Below are 15,730 nucleotides of genomic sequence, written 5' to 3'. Positions count from 1 at the left end.
CGCGTCGCCGCGCTGACGCGTCAGCCTGGAAGCGCAAGTCCCGCTACGCCCGTGGACGTACTCCCGGAGGAGCAGCCGGAGATACGCCTGAGACGCGACGCGGACCAGCCACGGATCACCGCATGATGCCCGCCATGACCACTTTTCGAAGGATGTTCCGCGCCGGGCTCGCGGCAACCGCGGCCGCAGCGCTGCTCGCCTGCCTGCCCGGCTCGGCCTCGGGCGAGATGGCCGGCCCCGATCTGGTGCAGGTCCACGACGGACAGCTGCGCGGCGTCGTCACCGGTGACCACCGGACGTTCGCCGGGATTCCGTACGCCGCACCCCCGGTGGGCGACCGGCGATGGCGTGCCCCCGCACCAGTCCCGCGCTGGCACGGGATCCGGGAGGCCACCGCGCCGGGCAACCCCTGCCCGCAACCCGGATCCGATCCGGCAGGCGGGCCGACAGTCATCGGCGACGAGGACTGCCTGTATCTGAACGTCACGACGCCCGTCACGTCCGGGAACCCACGCCTGCCCGTCCTCGTCTGGCTTCCCGGCGGCGGATTCGTCAACGGCGCGGGCAGCGACTACGACCCGTCCCGGCTGGCCGCCGGCGGCGACGTCGTGGTCGTCACCGTCAACTACCGGCTCGGCGCGCTGGGATTCCTCGACGAGCCCGCACTCGACGACGCCTGGGCCGGCAATTACGGGCTCGCCGACCAGCAAGCCGCGTTGCGCTGGGTCCGGGAGAACATCCAGGCCTTCGGCGGTGACGCCCGCAACGTCACGCTCGCCGGCCAGTCCGCGGGCGCGTTCAGCGTCTGCGCCCAGCTCGCCGCGCCGGCAGCACACGGGCTGGTCGACAAGGCGATCGTGCAGAGCGGACCGTGCGGCAACAGCTTCGTGTCGCAGCCGGACGCGCAACGACGCGGTGAGCGCACCGCGGCGAGCCTCGGCTGCACCGCACCCGCCGACGTCGCCGCCTGCCTGCGCGCCATTCCGGCGGCCGATCTGGTCGGGCTGGACACCGACGTCGCCTTCCGTGCGATCAACGGGCTCCGCGACATGCCCTGGAGCCCCGTGGCCGGCAGCCCGGCACTCCCCCGGCAACCGCTCGACGCACTCCGCGACGGCTCCGCCGCGGGCATTCCGATCATCCAAGGCACCAACCGCGACGAGATGCGCCCGTTCGTCGCGCTCGACAACGACGCCCACGGAACACCCGTGACTGCCGCCGGCTACGCGGCCGCGCTGCGGGAGATCTTCGGCCCCGACACCGACCGGGTGCTCGCGCAGTACCCGGCCGACCGGTTCCCGACGCCCGGAATCGCGCTGGCCACCGTGCTGACCGACCGGGGAGCGAAGCTCGGCGCGTGCCCGGCGGCCCTCGCCGATCGGGCAGCCGCCCGGTACGCGCCCGTCTACGCCTACGAATTCGCGCAGGACGACGGACAGTTCATCCTGAACTTCCCCATGGGCGCCGCGCACGGCGCCGAACTGCCCTACCTGTTCGACGGGACTTTCGCCGGACCGCCCGCCACCCCGCCGAACGCCGGGCAAATCTCCTTGTCCCACCAACTGATCGGGTACTGGGCCGCCTTCGCCAGAACCGGCGATCCCAACACCGACGGCACCCCGCGGTGGCCGCGCTACCAGCCGAGCACCATGCCGTCCTTCACCGCAGCCGGCACCGAGCAGATCGACTTCGCGACCGAGCACCACTGCGCGTTCTGGCAGACCGTCCACCGGTAGCGCTCGGACCATCCGAGGAGCTCTGCCGCTCGGGATCCCGGCATCGATCTCCTGCGGCGTGCTTCCGGCAACCCGGAGACGTCTTTCAGAACACCGGCAACCGCCCACCGGAACCAAGTGGTCGCCATCTCGATGCGGAGTGCAAGAATCCTCCGCCTGAGACGAAGGATCGACACTGCGGGCTGCGACGTCGGCCTGCCTGCCGCGGGCTGAGGGGACGATGTGGGATCTGTTGCACGCATGGCGTGAATGGTTCGCCGGCCACGACACCACGCAGCTGCGGGTCTTCGGGATCGCGGTCCTGTGGTGGGGGCGGCTCGGGAAGACCCTCGAGTTCGTGGGCGGTCTCACGGTCGTCATCGATCTGCTGGGCCGCACGAAAATGGCGGCATTCCACACCATCCTGCGGACCAGGCGTACCCAGTTGATCTCGAGGTTGCGACGCTGGCTCACTCCCCGCCGGAAATCCCCAGTGCGACCGGTGAGGTCGACGCCCCTCCGTCCGCCTGGGCTTCAGGCGTTCCACCGCGCCGGCGCCGTTGCCGCGGCGGTGCTCCTCTTCATACGGTATCTCGACGGCAGCGACGATCCCATCGCATCGACCGTGCTCGTGCTGCTGTGCCTTTCGTTCGCCGCCTTCCTGGCCGGCATCGGGCTCGGCGAGGCCGGCTATCTGATCACCTTGGTGCTGCTCACAGCGCTGGTCGCGGCGACGCTCCACCTGCTCGGGCCCCGCGAAAGCGCGGCCGTCACCAGGATGGAGGCGTTCCACGCCACACTGCGAGACTGCCGCGCTCAGTTGCACGCCCGCTGGCAAGGCGCCCGCACACCCGGCGAGGAACCCCCGGCGCCGCAACCAGACCCGCCGCGAGGCGACACTCCGGCCTTCCGGGCGTTCGTCATCGCGGGCACAGTCGTGATGGGCCTGTTCCTCTTCGTGTCAGCGCACTACCAATACGCCCCGCCCAACGACCCCATGCCCCTACCCGTCCTCGTGGCGCTGATAGCGATCCTCTCCCCCACCATCGGCGGTGTCGTCCTGGGTGGCGGTGGATACCTGCTCAGCCTGCTGGTACTCGAAGGCCTGGTGGTGACCACTCTTGGGCACCTCCGAACCCGCGCCGGCCTGGAGTCCCGGCTGAAATGGATCGGCCTGGGTGTCTTCGTCGTCGGCTTCTCGATGGACCTGCTCTCCTCGTGACCACCCACCGTCGCCACCTTCTGGCACAACCAGGCGGCTATGGATGCGCTGAGGTTGACGGGCGGGGCCGCGGAGGGCCTATCCGGGTTTGCCGGCGTCGATCCAGTCGCGGAAAACGGCGACACGCTCGGCCGGCCATGCTCCGTCGCAGGGCATTGTGCCGGCCTCGAGCCGGCCGAGGATGGCGTCGGCGTGGGTCGAAACATCGTCGAGGGACCAGAGATCGAAGGCGAAGTTCATCGCGTCGCGGTCGCTCTCGCGAAACAGTGGCTTGATGTGATCGTCGAAATGCATGGGCTCGCCCTCCGTTGTGGTTGCGCCTGCGTCGCCTGGACGGTCAGGTCCCCCGCGGGGCCCGGCGGTCTTTCCGCTGGGCGAGCTCGGCCTCATCCACCACGACCAGCATCGGCTTACCGGGTTCGCACAGCATCGTGACGGTGAACCGGAGCGAGACGTCCTCGCGGTTGTTGCCGTCCTGGTAATGGATGACATCACCACCCGGCTCCCAGAACGCCTCTCCGGCGGGCACGACCCGCTCCGGTTCGCCTTCCACCTCCAGCACCATCTCGCCGTCCAGTACGTAGCCGAACGCCGGCCCGGGATGCCGGTGCGGCGGCGCACCAGGATCGCCGGGTGGATACTCGACGACCACGGTCATCGCGTGGGCCCCCGCCGGAATGAACGGCGGGTCCGCCTCCTGCACCGTGGTGAACGCCGTCTGCCACGCGGTCGATCGCTGCTTCTGCCCGGCCGGATCTGTGTTCGTCATGTGAATCTCCTCCGCGTTGGATGGGCGGTCGAGTGGCGGCGTTACTTCCCGGTCCGGCCGCGCCCTGGCCGACCCTTCTTCTCGCGGGCCCGCAGCCCAGCGTCCCGCACCCCCGCTCGGCGCTGAAGGGTCTTTCTTTCACCGTGGCCGCCGTCGCCGAAGGCGACGTGCATGTGGTGCTGGTATCCGTCAACGAATCCGTGCACACCCCGGCACCTTTGCCTCAGGTCGACTTCAACCGGACGATGAGAAGCGGTGACCAACACGAACAACGCCACGAGGGCAAGCAAGCCCCCGGAAACGCCCAGGAGGCACCCGCCATGACTTCTCCCGACTTTCCCTACCCGCAAGAGGGATTGCTGCTCACACACTTCCTCACCGTCTCCGACGTGGCCCGATCCAGGGTCTTTTACGCCGACATCTTCGGAGGACAGGTGGTGCTGGAAGAAAACCCGTGCATCGTCAAGGTCGCCAACAGCTGGATCATCATGAACCCCGGCGGCGGCCCCACACCGGACAAACCCGACATCGTCCTGCGTCCCCCCGAGGCCACCGACCCGGTCTCGACGTTCCTCAACGTGCGCGTGGCCGACATCGCCACCTTCTACGCCAACGCGCGCAGCAAGGGCGCGGAATTCCTCACCGAGCCGCTCGACCGCAAAGCCGAGATCCGGTGCTACCTGCGCGACCCCGACGGCTACCTCATCGAGATCGGCCAAGCCACCGGCATGGTGAAAGGCATCTTTGCCGATCCATCCCCAGGCTCGAAGTAACAAGACACCCGATGAACGCCGCGAGGGTGACCAGACTCGAGCGATCCCGGGCAAGGTCAGAACTCGTAGTCCCAGTCGACTTCCCACAGCAGGACCGAGCCGTCCGAGGTGCCGGTGACCACGTGGTGGCCGCTGGGGGTCATGGCCGCCGAGGCGACGTAGGTCAGCTGGGCCTGGTGCAGGCAGCGGCCCTCGACCAGGTCCCACCAGCGCAACGTCCGGTCCTCGCCACCCGACAGGGCGTGGCGGCCGTCAGCGGTGATGGCGACCGCGTTGAGCTGGGCGGTGTGCCGTGCCGGTAGCTGCCGGACCTCGCCGGTGGGCAGGTTCCAGGCGAAGACCGCGCCGGTGGTGCTGCCGGACACGGCGTGCCGGCCGTCCGGGGTGACCGCGACCGCGCTCACGCCACCACTGTCCGGAGTGGACGTGCGGAGGCACTCACCGGTGGCCAGATCCCAGTAGCGCAGCGTGTGGTCGGCGCCGCCGGACAGGGCGTGCCGGCCGTCGGCGGTGACGGCCAGCGCGTTCACGTGTGCTTCGTGGCCGGACAAAGTGCGCACGGCCTCGCCGGCGCGCAGGTCCCACAAGCGCACCAACCGGTCGGTGCCCGCGGACACGGCCCGGCGGCCGTCGGGCGTGATGGCGACGGCGAAGGTCATCACGTCGGCATCGAGTGGCAGCGCGGCCAGAAGCTTCCCGCGGTTGAGGTCCCACCAGTGCACTTTCTCGTTGCCGACGGACACTGCGTGCCGGCCGTCCGGGGTCGCCGCGGCGCTGAACGCGAAGCCGTCGCCGGCGTCGAGGGTGTGCAGGCACTGGCCGGTGGTCAGGTCCCACCAGCGCAGCAGTGTGTCCGCGGTCGAGCTCAACGCACGCCGTCCGTTCGCCGTGATGGCCACGGCCTTCGTGAGGTGGGCCTGGGTCGCCAGCCGGCGGATCTGGCGACTGGCGATCACCGTGGTGCGCCGTCCGCCGTGGCCGGACCGGCGCCACAGCTCACCCAGCTCCGGATCGTTCTCGAATCCGGCGACGGCCCGGGCCGCCCGCAGTTCCCGCGCCGCGGCGGGTGCGTCGCCCCGGTCGAGCAAGGCCCGCGCCGCCTCGATCCGGCCGTGGAACCGCTCGGCCTGGGCACCGAGGTCCATTGTGGAGCGTGGACGGCTGTACCGCCACGGCGCCGGACGGCCGGGGGCGAGGTCCCACCAGCGCACGGTCTGGTCGAAGCCACCGGACAGCGCGGTCCGGCCGTCGGCGCTCACCCGCAGCGAGTTGAGCGGGCCGCCGACGGCGACGGTCCAGAGGCAGCGGCCGGTGGCCAGCTCCCACCAGGTCAGCTCGCCATCCCCGTTGCCGACGACCACGGTGCGTCCGTCCGGGGCGACAGCGACCGCGAAGATGGCGGTGGACACCATGTCCAGCACGCGGTGGTGGTAGCTGAGCACCCGCAGGCACCGGCCGGTGGCCAGGTCCCAGTACCGCACCGCGCCGTCGTGGCCGGCCGAGAGGAACCGGGTGCCGCCGGGCAGCGGCGCGAGTGCGTAGACGGCGCCGCGGTGGCCGGTGAACTCGCGCAGCTGATCGCCGGTCTCCAGGTCCCAGCAGCGCACGGTGCCGTCCTCACCCGCCGACAGGACCAGCGCTTCGGACAGCACCGCGATCCGGTTGATCCCGCCCTCGTGCCCGCCCAGGGTGTGCAGGCAGCGGCCGGTGCCGAGGTCCCAGCACCACAGGGTGCCCGTGGCGTCGCCGGCGAAGGCTCGACGTCCGTCCTCGGACAGCGTGACGGACCGGAACGGCACGTCGTCCTGGCCCGTGAAGGTGCGCAGAGCGGTGCCCTCGACCAGGTCCCACCAGCGCACCGTGCCGTCCATGGCACCGGACAGAGCGTACGCGCCGTCCGTGGACAAGGCCACCGCACCGACCAGTCCGATGTGGCCGGTCAGGGTCCGCAGGCACTGGCCGGTCTCCAGCTTCCACCAGCGGACGGTCCGGTCCTCACCGCCGGAGACGGCGTGCCGGCCGTCGGCGGCGAAGGCCGGCGGGCAGGTCTTGCCCTCCTGCGGGGGCAGGGCCAGCGTCCGCTGCCGTACCGGTACGGCGCCGGCCACGGCCGCCCGCGCGGCGGCCACTTCCTCGTCACCGGGCGCGGCCTCGGCTGCTTCGGCGAGCTGGGCCTCGGCCTGCACGAGGTCACGGCGTTCCCAGTGGACCGCGCCGAGCGCGTAGGCCAAGCTCGCCCGTCGCGGGTCGGCTTCGGGCAGGGAAAACCGGAACCGCTCCAGCTCCTCCACCAGCTGGACGTCGGTCAGCCCGCCCTCGTGCCACTGTCCGAGCTTGCTGTTGACGGTGGCGTCGAGGTGCTGGGGGTCGGCTTCCAGGGCCTGATCCCAGATCTGCCGGGCCTGGTCGGTCCGGCCGAGGTCCAGCAGGGACAGTGCCTTGTTGTTGAACCCGTCGGCCCGCACGGCTATCGAACTGGTGGCCGTGCGCGGGAAGGAACGTCCGATGTGGACTTGATACGCGTCGGCCAGCCGATCGGCCAGCGCGCCGAGGTCCGACGGGCGCGCGGCCGGGTCGGCGGTGAAACACTCCCTCAGCAGGGTGACGACCTCGGGTGGCATCGCCGCGCGGCCCGGCGCGGTCCCCCGCGCGAGGTATTCATCCAGCGCCGCCGCGGCGAACGCGCCGAGCGTCCAGGTCACCCCGCCGGTGAACAGCTCCAGCACGGTCACCGCCCAGGACCACACGTCAGCGGCCCGTCCGGCGCGCTCACCGCGGTACTGCTCCGGCGACGCGTACGCGGGGGTGAGTCCGCGGTGGGTGACCAGGATCGACTCGGGCTCCGCCACCTCGTCCGCTCCGGAGGACCGCTGCTGAGCCCTGGCCAGCCCGAAGTCGGTGACCTTGAGCAGCCCGTCTGCGGTGAGCAAAGCGTTGCCGGGCTTGACATCCTGGTGCACCACCCCGGCCTCGTGCGCGGCCCGCAGGCCCCAGGCCAGCTGGATCGCGACGTCGAGGATGTCCGGCAGCTCCCGCAGCCGCCCGGCGGCCAGCGCCTCCGCGACCGTGCCGCCGGGCACGAACTCGGCGAAGATCCGCGGCACCCCGCCGAGCACACGCACGTAGTGGCAGGTGCACAGGTGCGGATGCGGCGGGAGGCCGACCCACACCTCGGCCTCGTCGACGAACGCCTGGACGCCGGACAGCCACAGCCGCCGCAGCGGGCTCTTCACCGCGAGGTCCAGCCCCCAGCCCAGGTGCCGCACCCGGTGCACCACACCCATGCCGCCAGCGCCGAGCTTCTCCTCGACCCGGTACGTCCCGAGCACGGTCTCCCCGACGCCCCAGGAGGCCTCGCCGGGCGGCCGCTCGTCGGGGCCGACCAGCGTCGACCGGGCCTGCACGCCCTCGTCTCGCGGCGGGTTTTTCCTTCGCCACCAAGGCATCCTCGGCTCACCTCATCCGCGGGGCTCGTGGTCCCAGTCGATCGCCCAGACGAGCACCGTCCCGTCGCGGCTACCGGTCACCGCGGACCAGCCGTCCGAGGCGACGGCAGCCGCGCAGACCTCGTCCTCGTGCCCGGTGAGCACGCGCAGGCACCGCCCGGACCGCACCTCCAGCCAGCGCAGCGTCCGATCCGCGCCCGCGGTGAGCGCGTGCTCGCCGTCGCCGGTGAGGGACAGGGCGAGCATCGGCCCCTCATGTCCGGCCTGCGCGTTGATCCAGCGGCCCGAAGGCAGCTCCCACCGCCGCAGATTCCCACAGTCCTCGCCGGACAGTGCGGTACCGCCGTCCGCGGTCACCGCCACCGCGCGTGAGCCGCATTTGTGACTGCGCAAGGTTTCCACGCACTCGCCGGTGCCGATGTCCCACCACCGCACGGTGGCGTCCACGCTGCCGGACAGGGCGTGCCGCCCGTCGGCGGCCAGCACGATCGAATTCACCGGGGCGGTGTGTCCGGAAAGGACTCGCAGGCACTCCCCCGTCCGCGGGTCCCACCAGCGCAGCGTGTGGTCGGCGCCGGCCGACATCACGTGGCCCGAGGTGGCCACCGCGACCGCGGTCACCTCGTCGGCGTGCCCGGACAGCACCCGCAGCGCGACGCCCGTGGCCGGATCCCAGACCCGGACGGTGTGATCGGCGCTCGCCGAAACCGCCGTCCTGCCGTCGGGCGCGAAGGCGATCGAGGTGACCGCCTCGGCGTGGCCGTGCAGTTCCCGCAGGCGCTCCCCCGTTTCGAGGTCCCAGTGGCACAGCCCGTAGTCCCAGCCCGCCGTGAGCACCCGGCGGCCGTCCGGCGCGAGCGCCAGCGCGGTGAGCCCGGCCGGGTCTTCGATCGTGCGGACGCGGCGGAAGTCCAGGAACGCGGTCCGCCGGCCGGACCGGCCCGCTTCCCGCCACAGGTCCAGCACCTCCGGATGCCGCGCGTAGCCGGGGATGGCCCGCACCTGGCGCAGCCGCCGGGTCGCGGCCGGGGCCGCCCCGTTGGCCAGCAGGTAGCGCACCTGGCTCAGCTCGGACCGGGTTTCCCTCGCCCTCGACGCGAGTTCGAGCGCCCCGCCGGTCGCGCTGAAACTCCACGGGGCGGCCACGGATCCGGCCTGGTCCCAGACCCGGAGCTTGCGGTCGGTGGCGGTGGAGACGACCCGGCGGCCGTCCGCGGACGAGTCCACCCCGAGGACGAGGTACTCGTGGTCGATCGTGCGCAGGCAGCGTCCGGTCGGCAGGTCCCAGCAGCGGACCGTGCGGTCCATGCTGCCGCTGACGCCCCGCCGTCCGTCGGCCGAGAGGCCCACCGAGGCGATCGTGTTGTGGTGACCGGTGAGCGTGCGCAGGCATTCGCCGGTGCGCAGGTCCCACCAGCGGACCTCCCGTTCGCCATCGGAAGACAGCGCGTACCGGGCGTCCGGCGTGACGGCCACCGAGTAGACGTCGCCGGTGTGGCCGGTAAGCGTGCGCACGCCGCGGCCGGACCGGACGTCCCAGCACTGCAGGAAACCCTGGTTGCCGGCCACTGCGGCGAACCGGCCGTCCGGGGTCAGGGCGACCGAGATGAGGCCGACCTTCTCCTGGGTGAGCGTGCCCGTCTGCCGTCCGGTGGTCAGGTCCCAGGTCAGGACCAGGCCGTCCTCGGCGCACGAGACCGCCGTCCGTCCGTCGGCGCTGACCGCGACCCCGCGCACGCGCTGCCGGTGTCCGTTGAGGACATACAGGCACCGGCCGGTGGCCAGTTCCCAGCAGCGCACCGTGGTGTCGGCCGAGCCGGACAGCGCGAGCCGGCCGTCCGGGGTCACCGCGACCGCCCAGACCTCGTCGGTGTGCCCGGTGAACGTGACGACCTCGCTGCCGGTGAGGTCCCACCAGCGCACTCCACCGTCATCCGCGCCCCAGACGGTGTGGCGCCCGTCCGGGGTCAGCGCCACGGCGTACAGCCAGCCGGCCGGGGTACGGGCGGTCTGCGGCGGGTCGGCTTCCGGACCGGGCCGGGGCACGCCACGCTCGGCATCGGCCAGCCCGGCGAGCCGCGTGACCTGGTCTTTCTGGAGGCTCGCCTGTCCCGCGGCTTGCAGGCGGCGCATCATCTCGTCGTCGGGGATGCGGGCCGCGCGCCATTGCCGGAGGCCGAGGTTGAAGGTCGAGTCCGGATGCCGCGGGTCGTCGCGCAGGGCCCGTTCCCAGTACTGCTCCGCCTCCGCGTGCTCGCCCGCCAGGGCCAGCGAGACCGCGCGGTTGTTCCACTCGTTCGCGAGCGGCTGCACGGATTCGGGGGCTTCACGGGGGTAGGCGGTGCCGGTCCGCTCGGCGTGGAGGGCGATGAGCCGGTCCGCGAACTCCCGGGCGGACGACAAGTTCCCGACGAGCGATTCGGGCGGGTCTTCGAGCAGTTCCCGCACGACGGATGCCAGTGCACGGAGGTCTTCGTCCTGGGTGGCGGGCTGGCGACTGAACCCGCCGAGCCGCACGACACCGTCCTCGGCGAGCACGGCGTTGGCCGCGGTGACTTCGCCGTGGGCCAGGCCGGCCTCGTGCACGGCCTGCAGGGCCCAGGCGAGTTGGACGCCGGCGTCGAGGACCTCGCCGGCGGTGCCGAGCCGTCCGTTCTGTGCTGCTTTCGCCAGGTCCTCACCGGGCAGGTCCTCGGCGACGACCTGCGGATGGCCGTCGACGATGTCGAGGTGGAAGCAGGTGCGCAGGTTCGGGTGCGGTGGCAGGTCGAGCCAACCGCGGATGCGCGACAGCAGGATGGCGGTTTCGGCTTCCCGATCGGCGGCGGGGCCGGCCGCCAGAACGTCGGCCGGGGTGTGTCCGGATCCAGGTGCGGCGTCCGGTCCGGCGTCGGCAGGCCGAACCCCGCCCCGGTCCGGCTGGGTGTTCCCCCGGCTCTTGCGGCCGAACAGCCGCCAGTCCCTGGACAACCCGGTCCTCCCCACCCTCGACAGCCGGCGCGGCCCGCTTCGCCGCGGCCCGGGAACGAGACTGCCATGCCGGCCCGGGACCGGTCCCGCCCCGGCTTCACTTGCTGTCCCCCGCGTCAGCGGAGCCCCGCCCAACAACACTGGCGCGACACGTGACCTCCGCCGTGCAACGGATTGAGCGCTGCGCTCCGTCTCCCCATCACCGGCGGCCCAGGGCTGATACCGACGGCGCCGGCGACGAGCCAGCTCGCACGAACCCGACGGAGGGCGGAAAGCATGAACGTTCCCACAGCTGACGGCACGGTCCGCATGCTGCTGCTCGCCGCCGACGTCGACGAGCCCGGCACCGTCCAGCTCGACACCGTCATCCCCTACCACCTGGGCGCCGATGGCATCGTCTACTGGAACGCACCCTGCGAATCCGGGCTGACCTTCGTGCTCCTCAACCTCGACCCCACCGGCCTGCCCAGCGGCGTTGTCCACCAGCGCCCCGACGGCTCCGAAGTACTGCGCACGATCGACGGCTACCGCCTGGAGGTCGACACCGGAAACGGAGTGGCGGTCTTCGCACCGAACGGGCAGCGTCGATCGATGACCGGCATTTTCCTCGTCAAGCCCTAGCTGCCGCCCGAAGTGGTCCGTCGACGTCGAGGAACAGCAACGGCCGGCTCATGGAACCCCTGGCTTCGCTCTCTCGATTTACTGCGTCGCCGCAGCGTATCCGGCTCTTCACAGACGGGGGTGTAGTTGCGGCCTGAAGCCGCCGGTCTCGAGCAGGGACCTGGCGATGTAGTTGGTGAGTTGCGGAGGCCGAGAACGGAAGCAGCCGGGACGCCGGCTCACTACTGTGAATTTGTATGACCGACACCGAGATCGGGATCACCGCAGACCTGGTCCGCGACCTGCTGCAGGAGCAACATCCGGACCTTGCAGGGCTGGCCATCCGTGAGGTGGCGGGCGGCTGGGGCAACCAAATGTGGCGCCTCGGGGACGAGCTGGCGGTGCGCATGCAGCGCATGCACCCCACCCCGGAGCTCCAGCTCAAGGAGCGTCGGTGGCTACCCGTGCTGGCCCCGCGCCTGCCGCTCCCGGTGCCGACCCCGGTGCGGTTCGGCGAGCCGTCCGAGCGCTTCCCCAAGCACTGGACCGTGATGACGTGGGTTCCCGGCGAGCCGCTGGACCACGGCACGATCAGCCGCGGCGCCCACGCGGCGGACACACTGGCGGGCTTCCTCCAGGCGCTCCATGTAGAGGCTCCCGCTGAGGCGCCGATCGCCACAGACCGCGGAGCCCATCCCAGGAATTGCACGGGCGGCTTCGAGCGCTTCCTCCAGGCCGTTGCCCTCGACAACATCGTGGCGGACGTCCGGGCCGTCTGGGACGACGCCGTTGCGGCCCAGGCGTGGGAGGGCCCGCCGGTGTGGGTGCACGGGGACCTCCATCCCGCGAACGTCGTCGTCTCGGACGGAACGCTCTCGGGCATCGTCGACTTCGGTGACATGTTCGCCGGCGACCCGGCGTGGGATCTCGCTGCCGTATGGGTGCTGCTACCCGAGGGCACGGCCGCACAGTTCTTCGACACGTACGCGCACGCAGACGAGGCAACGATCCGGCGCGCCCGCGGCCTTGCTGCTATGAAGAGCCTCTTCCTGATGCTCATGGGGAAGAACGGAGATCAGGGTCTCCCCGGCGGCAAGCCTCACTGGGGACCTCTGGGCCGGGCGGCACTTGATCGTGTTCTGAAGGGTGTTTGATGCACGCTTCTTCGGACTTCTCTGAAGTTGCAGCAAACATGATCTTGATCGAGCTATAACTGCAAGGTAGACGCGGCGCTGGGCTCCGGTGATGCGTCTTGAGGAGCCCGTGCGGAGCGTCTGCCGATTGGCTGGATTGGATGATCGCCCGGCGCAGTCGGTGGACGGGCCGCCGGCACGTCAACCGGCCACGGATGAACCCCGCTCCGCTGGGCCGGGGTGTGGCGTAGCCGGTGGCCCAGTTCCCACAGGGCCGTGCGGTTGGAATCCCATTGCACGGCCGCCGCTGCGTCGGCCACGGTGAACCACGCGAACTCCGTGTGCTCATGCGACAACGTCACCTCGGTGTCCTCGGCACGGACACCGAACGCGTACTCCGGGATCACCAGCACGTCCGGACCCCACGTGAACTCGCCCGTCACGTTGACGACCGGGATCGTGGCCCGCGCGTCCAAGGCGACGAACTCGCGGTCACCGACCAGCCCGGCCTCCTCGGCCGATTCCCGCCGAGCGGCCTGCACCGGGGACTCGCCCGCCTCACCACCGCCGGCGACACCTTGCCAATAGCCGACATCGGCCCGTCGGAACAAGGCGTACACCGTGCCCTGCGCGGTATGCCGGTACGGCAACACCAGGACCTGAAACGCGGCCCGACCATCCGCAGAGTCGCTCACCCCGCCAGCGTAAGAGGCGCGCGGCCGATCGCCGAACCGGCAGACGGCACGGGAGGATCTCGGTGGCGGGGTGGATCGCCATCATCATCGCCGTCGATGCGGGCCTTGCCGATCCGTCCGATCACGACGACCCAGCTGCCACGGTTCCTCTGTGGCGCCCACATCAACTCCGACGGCCGAGTGACCGGTCTCGACGGCCGCCACCGCCGTCGCGCAGGGCGTGCGCAGGGACGGCGAGCAGGCGACGGAGCTGTTCCCGCCACGAGAACGCCCTGACCGCGGTTCCCCCGGCCACCTCTCTTGAAGCGCGTGCACAGAATGATGCGGAGAACGCAACAGATTTCCCGGATCAGTGCGTTGCGTATTTCAATCGCGGGCGCCAGTGTCGATGCGTGCGGACTTTCAGGGACTCGGCGGCCTCTCTCGGTGCCGCACGGTCGGCGGTCGAACCCGTCGGCGAGTCCGGCTGATTGATCGCCGGCCACGGCGGGACCCGGCCGGTGGCGAGTGTGCTCTGTGGATCGACGAACGCGGGTGTCCGCGATGCCCGCGGGGTTCCGTCGTGCCCGGAGCCGTGGATTCCGGCGGTTCGCGAGCGCCGCCGGTGAAGGACACCCAGGAGGATCAGTGACGATCGATCATCACCCGTGCGCGGTGGCGCGCCACCGCCGGTTCGACGGGATCCTGTCATGAGGCCGGCCGGGCGAGCCGCAGTCGTGACGGGGGCGGCGCAGGGAATCGGGCTCGCGATCGCGACGCGGCTGATTGCCGACGGCGCCGCGGTTCTGCTCACCGATGTGAACGGAGACGCCGCGCAGCAGGCCGCCAAGACGCTGAGCGAGCAAGGCGGTACCGCGGAGGCGTTGCAGGTCGACGTGACCGACGAGGCTCAGGTGCGCGCCCTGCTCCCCCGCGCCGAGGAGCTGCTCGCGCGACCGGTGGACATCGCGGTGGTCAACGCCGGGCGGCAGACGTTCAACGAGCTGCTCGACGTCACCAAGCAGGAGTGGGACGCGGTCTTCGACGTCAACGCCTGGGGCGCGTTCCTCACGGCCCGGGAAGCCGGACGGCACCTGCGCTCGGCGGGCCGGGGCGGCAGCATCGTGGTCATCGCGTCGCGCTCGGCGCGGCTCGGGACGCCGCATTCGCCGCACTACGCCGCGTCGAAGGCGGCGGCGCTGAACATCATGAAGTCCTGTGCGCTCGAGTTCGCGCCGGACGTGCGGGTCAACGCGATCGCGCCGGGGATGATCGACACGCAGCTGTGGGCGCGGGCCGATGCCTTCGAGTCCGAATTGGACGGTAGCGCGGCGGGAACCGCGCGGGCCGCCAGGATCCGGCAGATCCCGGCCGGCCGGCCCGGCAGCCCCGCCGACATCGCCTCGGTCGTGTCGTTCCTCGCCTCCGACGACGCGGGTTACCTCACCGGCGAGTGCCTCCACGTGTCCGGCGGCGACTACATGCTCTGACCGCCCACCCGACCACCGAAGAAACGGAGCTGACGGAAAGTTGACGAACACAGCCTCACCAAGTCTCACCGGCAGCGAGCAGCGAGGAGCGGCCTGATGTCCCACGATTCGCTGGTGCTGAGCCAGGGGTCCTTTTTGGACATTTCCACCCCCGAGTTCCTGAAGGTCTGCGCAGACTCCGGCATGGCCGCGAGCGTGTGGGACATTCCGGTCCACCACGACGGCGTCGACGTGGTCGCGAAGGCCGCCGAAGACCTCGGCGTCGAGGTCTTCAGCCTCTGCCGGCTGGGCTACTTCACCGAGGACGACCACGACGACGCGCGGTGGCGGTCGAACCTGGCGGTGCTCGACACGGCCGCACGGCTGGGCGTCGAGGCGGTCGTGGTCGTGGTCGGCGGTGTGACGACCACCTTCGCCGAGGCCGAAAGCCGCATCCGGGCGGGGCTCGCACGGATCCTCCCGGAGGCCCAGGCCCGCGGGGTGCGGCTGGCGATCGAGCCGTTCCACCCGATGCTGGTCGCGGAGCGCTCGTCCGTCTCCCGGCTCGCCCAGGCGACGACGCTGGCCGAGGAGTTCGCCTCCGAGTGGCTGGGCATCACCCTCGACGTCTACCACGTGTGGTGGGACCCGGATCTGACCGAGTCCGTTCGCGCGGCCGCCCCCCACCTCATGGCGGTCGACCTGTCCGACTGGCTGGTCCCGACGACGAACCTCCTGCGCGGGCGCGGCCGCCCCGGTGACGGGGTGATCGACCTGCCGGGTTTCGTCCGGCTGGTCGACAGCGTCGGCTACACGGGCCGCTGGCAGGTCGAGGTCCTCAGCGACGAGCCGCGGCCGGGTTCCGATCTCGACTACGCCCTGGACTTGCGGGAGCGGACGGCACGCCTGCTCACGACCGCACGGTGACCCGCGGCCACCGCGTTTCCCTCATCAACCAC

The 15,730-nt window shown here is 71.2% G+C and carries 12 protein-coding genes; 7 read left to right on the top strand and 5 right to left on the bottom strand.

Annotation, left to right across the window (positions count from 1 at the left end):
• The first annotated feature begins 134 nt into the window (after positions 1–134).
• The gene (locus tag ACFY1H_RS41385) at positions 135–1,736 is read left to right on the top strand and encodes a carboxylesterase/lipase family protein (protein ID WP_386955679.1); all 1,602 of its coding nucleotides are present in this window, start codon (positions 135–137) and stop codon (positions 1,734–1,736) included.
• Positions 1,737–1,956: 220 nt separating this feature from the next.
• A complete protein-coding gene (locus ACFY1H_RS41380) occupies positions 1,957–2,937 on the top strand; it encodes a hypothetical protein (RefSeq protein ID WP_386955678.1) in 981 nt (326 codons plus the stop codon).
• A gap of 78 nt (positions 2,938–3,015) precedes the next feature.
• Here the strand turns inward: ACFY1H_RS41380 and ACFY1H_RS41375 are convergent, their stop codons facing one another.
• Together ACFY1H_RS41375 and ACFY1H_RS41370 are read right to left on the bottom strand one after the other, a co-directional pair.
• On the bottom strand, positions 3,016–3,231 hold the full coding sequence (locus ACFY1H_RS41375) for a hypothetical protein (protein WP_386955677.1): 216 nt from the start codon (positions 3,229–3,231) through the stop codon (positions 3,016–3,018).
• Between the two features lie 43 nt (positions 3,232–3,274).
• Complete coding sequence (locus ACFY1H_RS41370; protein WP_386955676.1) at positions 3,275–3,706, bottom strand: cupin domain-containing protein; 432 nt, start codon at positions 3,704–3,706, stop codon at positions 3,275–3,277.
• Positions 3,707–3,849: 143 nt separating this feature from the next.
• Here ACFY1H_RS41370 and ACFY1H_RS41365 point away from each other — a divergent pair, with 143 nt between their 5' ends.
• A complete protein-coding gene (locus tag ACFY1H_RS41365; RefSeq protein WP_386955675.1) occupies positions 3,850–4,479 on the top strand; it encodes a VOC family protein in 630 nt (209 codons plus the stop codon).
• A gap of 56 nt (positions 4,480–4,535) precedes the next feature.
• Here ACFY1H_RS41365 and ACFY1H_RS41360 read toward each other — a convergent pair whose 3' ends face one another.
• On the bottom strand, positions 4,536–7,925 hold the full coding sequence (locus tag ACFY1H_RS41360; protein WP_386955674.1) for a protein kinase: 3,390 nt from the start codon (positions 7,923–7,925) through the stop codon (positions 4,536–4,538).
• 12 nt (positions 7,926–7,937) lie between these two features.
• Positions 7,938–10,895 carry a hypothetical protein gene (locus tag ACFY1H_RS41355; protein WP_386955673.1) on the bottom strand — a complete coding sequence of 986 codons (2,958 nt, stop codon included), beginning with the start codon at positions 10,893–10,895 and terminating at the stop codon, positions 7,938–7,940.
• Between the two features lie 276 nt (positions 10,896–11,171).
• On the opposite strand from ACFY1H_RS41355, the gene ACFY1H_RS41350 reads away from it, so the two are divergent.
• On the top strand, positions 11,172–11,516 hold the full coding sequence (locus ACFY1H_RS41350; RefSeq protein ID WP_366581885.1) for a hypothetical protein: 345 nt from the start codon (positions 11,172–11,174) through the stop codon (positions 11,514–11,516).
• 236 nt (positions 11,517–11,752) lie between these two features.
• Positions 11,753–12,649 (top strand): aminoglycoside phosphotransferase family protein, encoded by an 897-nt coding sequence (locus tag ACFY1H_RS41345; protein WP_386955672.1) that lies wholly within the window; start codon positions 11,753–11,755, stop codon positions 12,647–12,649.
• A gap of 53 nt (positions 12,650–12,702) precedes the next feature.
• Here the strand turns inward: ACFY1H_RS41345 and ACFY1H_RS41340 are convergent, their stop codons facing one another.
• Positions 12,703–13,323, bottom strand: a complete 621-nt coding sequence (locus tag ACFY1H_RS41340; RefSeq protein WP_386955671.1) for an NUDIX pyrophosphatase — start codon at positions 13,321–13,323, stop codon at positions 12,703–12,705.
• A gap of 716 nt (positions 13,324–14,039) precedes the next feature.
• Here ACFY1H_RS41340 and ACFY1H_RS41335 point away from each other — a divergent pair.
• Together ACFY1H_RS41335 and ACFY1H_RS41330 are read left to right on the top strand one after the other, a co-directional pair.
• Positions 14,040–14,792, top strand: coding sequence for an SDR family NAD(P)-dependent oxidoreductase (locus ACFY1H_RS41335; protein WP_386955670.1), 753 nt, complete (start codon positions 14,040–14,042; stop codon positions 14,790–14,792).
• Between the two features lie 96 nt (positions 14,793–14,888).
• Positions 14,889–15,698, top strand: a complete 810-nt coding sequence (locus ACFY1H_RS41330; RefSeq protein ID WP_386955669.1) for a sugar phosphate isomerase/epimerase family protein — start codon at positions 14,889–14,891, stop codon at positions 15,696–15,698.
• Positions 15,699–15,730 lie beyond the last annotated feature (32 nt).

It is taken from the genome of Amycolatopsis sp. NPDC001319 (genome assembly GCF_042896185.1).
In the GTDB taxonomy this organism is placed as follows: Bacteria; Actinomycetota; Actinomycetes; order Mycobacteriales; family Pseudonocardiaceae; genus Amycolatopsis.
Note: the sequence above shows the minus strand (reverse complement) of the source record. Positions and strands in the feature narration are given on the sequence as shown.

Bases quoted from the DNA above. Each gene is read 5' to 3' on its own strand.
- ACFY1H_RS41385 (WP_386955679.1), top strand. From the start codon at position 135: ATGACCACTTTTCGAAGGATGTTCCGCGCCGGGCTCGCGGCAACCGCG.
- ACFY1H_RS41380 (WP_386955678.1), top strand. From the start codon at position 1,957: ATGTGGGATCTGTTGCACGCATGGCGTGAATGGTTCGCCGGCCACGAC.
- ACFY1H_RS41375 (WP_386955677.1), bottom strand. From the start codon at position 3,231: ATGCATTTCGACGATCACATCAAGCCACTGTTTCGCGAGAGCGACCGC.
- ACFY1H_RS41370 (WP_386955676.1), bottom strand. From the start codon at position 3,706: ATGACGAACACAGATCCGGCCGGGCAGAAGCAGCGATCGACCGCGTGG.
- ACFY1H_RS41360 (WP_386955674.1), bottom strand. From the start codon at position 7,925: ATGCCTTGGTGGCGAAGGAAAAACCCGCCGCGAGACGAGGGCGTGCAG.
- ACFY1H_RS41350 (WP_366581885.1), top strand. From the start codon at position 11,172: ATGAACGTTCCCACAGCTGACGGCACGGTCCGCATGCTGCTGCTCGCC.
- ACFY1H_RS41345 (WP_386955672.1), top strand. From the start codon at position 11,753: ATGACCGACACCGAGATCGGGATCACCGCAGACCTGGTCCGCGACCTG.
- ACFY1H_RS41330 (WP_386955669.1), top strand. From the start codon at position 14,889: ATGTCCCACGATTCGCTGGTGCTGAGCCAGGGGTCCTTTTTGGACATT.